At 31.4% G+C, this 3,104-nt stretch carries 4 protein-coding genes and 1 tRNA gene; all 5 read right to left on the minus strand.

All coding sequences use genetic code 11. The features are described from left to right. Positions 1–307: 307 nt before the first annotated feature. Complete coding sequence (locus ABMQ40_RS16460) at positions 308–1,159, minus strand: GLPGLI family protein (RefSeq protein WP_370901568.1); 852 nt, start codon at positions 1,157–1,159, stop codon at positions 308–310. Between the two features lie 81 nt (positions 1,160–1,240). Continuing rightward, positions 1,241–1,411, minus strand: a complete 171-nt coding sequence (locus ABMQ40_RS16465) for a bacteriocin-like protein (RefSeq protein ID WP_370901570.1) — start codon at positions 1,409–1,411, stop codon at positions 1,241–1,243. A gap of 345 nt (positions 1,412–1,756) precedes the next feature. Then, positions 1,757–1,830, minus strand: a tRNA-Ala gene (locus ABMQ40_RS16470). A 129-nt stretch (positions 1,831–1,959) separates the two neighbouring features. Further along, complete coding sequence (locus tag ABMQ40_RS16475; protein WP_370901572.1) at positions 1,960–2,451, minus strand: MarR family winged helix-turn-helix transcriptional regulator; 492 nt, start codon at positions 2,449–2,451, stop codon at positions 1,960–1,962. Further along, a complete protein-coding gene (locus ABMQ40_RS16480; RefSeq protein WP_370901574.1) occupies positions 2,448–2,945 on the minus strand; it encodes a GNAT family N-acetyltransferase in 498 nt (165 codons plus the stop codon). The genes ABMQ40_RS16475 and ABMQ40_RS16480 overlap by 4 nt, the downstream gene beginning before the upstream one ends. Positions 2,946–3,104 lie beyond the last annotated feature (159 nt).

A 3,104-nucleotide genomic window follows, 5' to 3' on the forward strand; every position in this document is an offset into this window, starting at 1 on the left:
TTCCCTCCTCCGGCGATCAGTACTACCTTGCCGGTCAATTCTTTTTTTGTCATAAAAATGTTTTTAGATGTTTAGTAGTACAAAGATGCCGGTTAAAAGCGGTTTATTTATGGTGAACTTTTCGGAAATATATTTTTTTTCCTCAATCTGTGAATAATAATTCTTTTTAGAATGCTAAATGGTCTTTTCAGCCTCAGAATATTAAGCCCTGCTTTAATTATATATCATTATCTTTTTAATATATATATATATGTAACTTCGGTAACAGCTTACTGTAGAACATCGAACGGAAAAAGATTAGCAATTGCTAATCTTGTTCTAATTCTATTGGGTTTTCGTATTTTTTGTTTTCTTCTCTTTCTTTCTGTCTTTGTCTAATTATTTCTTGACCCTGTATAATGGTAGTTTCAGAACTTTGAAGTGCACCAATTAAATTCGCATTAACATCTTTTAATGCCTTTTCAAATTTCGGTCGAGTAGTTTCTATAGCATCAGTATATCTACTTTTCTTAATGGTAATTAATTTATCTTTTAATTTAGATACAGGTATAGATTTTACAAGCTCAAAATCATAATCTCCTTTGTCATCCGTTATTTTAATGATTAATCCAGGCAATCCACTAAATTTATATGGCCCATAAGGCAACGGAATTTCAGGAGAATACCATGCTATCCAGTTCCGACCTTTAAAAGTAACTTCTGCTTTCTTACAATTGATTGTATTGATTATTTTTGTTTCATCTATAAGTTTCCAATTTTTTATTATTGGTTCTTTATAGGTTAGTATTGACATTCCAACTAAGTTAAAATATTGTATATTTTCATTTGATTGTATTATAGTAAAGGAAAATTTTGTTTTTGGAACGGCTACTCCTTTTGAACTTAATAGCTTTGCTCCATTTTCTAAAGTTTTTATTGGAAGTGCTTGATATACCGAATCTCTTTTCAGTGATTGAATACTAGCAAAAAATGCACGTTTATTACCTATTTGTAATGAAAAAAATTCTTCATGTCTATAATCAGGAGTTAATGTATTCAATTTAGCTTTTAATAAATATGTAAATTCACCACGCAGAGTATCTTTTTCATGTAATTGAGAAAAAAATAAGACACTAAAAAATAAGGCTAATAATTGAAATGATTTTTTATAGTAATACATAGAATTATTTTTGATTGCAGAAAAAGATGCACTTATAACTTTATTAGGTCATAAGTGCAAATAATTAATATGAAACAAATATTAATTACAGTAATTTGCTTCAAGATTAGCAAGCCATTGATTTGCTTGTTCAGCAGTCCAATCTTGAGTTGTAGTAGCAGTCTGACCACAAAATTCTGCAATCCAAACTTGTTTCTCTCCACCTTTTACAGTTTTAAGGTTTTCACGAGATAATTTTTTTAATTTTTTCATAAAATATATTTTTAAAATTAAGTTTCAAATATATATAATTAATTCACATTTAAGAGATATTTTTTATTATGTTAGGTGGCTTGTTTAATGTAGAAAACAGTAATTTATATTTGAAAATATTTCGTATGAGATTGAATTAATTTGTCTTATTGCGTAATAAAAAGCATTCATCAAGAATGCTTTTGAGTATTTTTGTATATATCAAATAATTAATATCAGCCAAAAATTTTAAATCAAAAGTTGTTTAATTATTTTGGTACATCATTATATATCATTATCTTATGTATTTATTACATTAATGCAATAAAAAAGAGTTGCAAATAAGTTTGCAACTCTTTACCGTTGTGGAGAATACGGGGATCGAACCCGTCACCTTTAGACTGCCAGTCTAACGCTCTAGCCAGATGAGCTAATTCCCCTCTTTGATTTTAGCGGTACAAAAGTAAGCAATTTAAATATATTTGCAAACATTTTGTTGAATTTAATTTAAGCAGAATGGCTAATTAACTGAATTTTAGCTATAAATAATGAAGCCATACACAACAAGCCTAAAAATCTTTCTCTCCTGAATTTTTCAGCTGTAAGGCCCTTTGCAGAAAAGACTGGCCGGCAATCTTTGCTTCGGTTTCCTCAATAGCTGCAAGCAGGTTGTTCTTATTATCCGATATCTCGCTGAGAACTTTAGAGATAAGCTCCCATACGGGCTTCATTCTTTCTATCAGTTCAAGTCCTTCAGGAGTAAGCATTATTAGTCGCTTACGCTCATCCTGCTTATCCCGTTGGGAGATAATGAGCTTCCGTTTTTCCAGTTCTTTGAGAAGGCTTATCGTAGAAGGATGGGTATATCCTATTTCGTTGGCTATTTCCATTACCCCAAGTGGATTCTTGTGGTATAATGTGAAGATCACAGGAAACCATTTAGGTTCAAAATCAATTCCGAAAGCTTTGTAAATAAGTGCTCCGTCTTTACGCAGCTGTTCGCTGAGACGTTGTAGCCTTGTCGATAATGCCAGAATACCTGATTCGTTGATTACATTCATTTCGTACAATTTAATTCTAATGAATAAAAAATATTATCCGCACTCATTAAAGGGAATTTTGCCGGAAGATCTTCTTTTTCCACCAATTTAAAGCCGTTTCGTTCATAGAAACGCCGGGCAGCCATAAGCACCGAAACGGTTCCTAAAAATATTTCTTTTATTCCGTTTGCACAACAATAAGTAATCAGTTCTTCCAATAAATTCTGGGCAATATTCAGTTCTTTTCCCCTAAATTCTTTTTTTACAAACATTTTTCTGACCGCCCCTGCATTATCATCAAATTTTACTAATGCTATGGTCCCCACAAGCTCACCATCCACAAAAGTTCCCCAAAAATTGCCCCCATTCGCGGTATAAAAACTTTCAATCTGTTTGAGATCCGGCTGATCTTTGATTGTAATAGGGATATTAAATTCTTTTTGCTGAATGTTCAGGATCAGATCAATCGCCTGTTCAGAATAGGCATTTCCTATTGTCTTGATTTCTTTTTTCATATTTCAGTTAATTAAGTACAAACCTACGTAGTTAAATACATATAAACAAATTTTATTGTCATTTCGCAAAAAAGACACGCTATTATGGCGTGTCTTTATCTTTTTTAATTAACCTGAGTTCGGGTTAAGCGAAGTTTAAAAATAATTGACCATCATTTA

It is taken from the genome of Chryseobacterium gossypii, from assembly GCF_041361455.1.
GTDB lineage: Bacteria > Bacteroidota > Bacteroidia > Flavobacteriales > Weeksellaceae > Chryseobacterium > Chryseobacterium gossypii.

What these genes read in the sequence shown, in the direction of transcription:
- ABMQ40_RS16480 (WP_370901574.1), bottom strand. Translation starts at nt 2,945, where the DNA reads ATGAAAAAAGAAATCAAGACAATAGGAAATGCCTATTCTGAACAGGCG.
- ABMQ40_RS16465 (WP_370901570.1), bottom strand. Translation starts at nt 1,411, where the DNA reads ATGAAAAAATTAAAAAAATTATCTCGTGAAAACCTTAAAACTGTAAAA.
- ABMQ40_RS16460 (WP_370901568.1), bottom strand. Translation starts at nt 1,159, where the DNA reads ATGTATTACTATAAAAAATCATTTCAATTATTAGCCTTATTTTTTAGT.
- ABMQ40_RS16475 (WP_370901572.1), bottom strand. Translation starts at nt 2,451, where the DNA reads ATGAATGTAATCAACGAATCAGGTATTCTGGCATTATCGACAAGGCTA.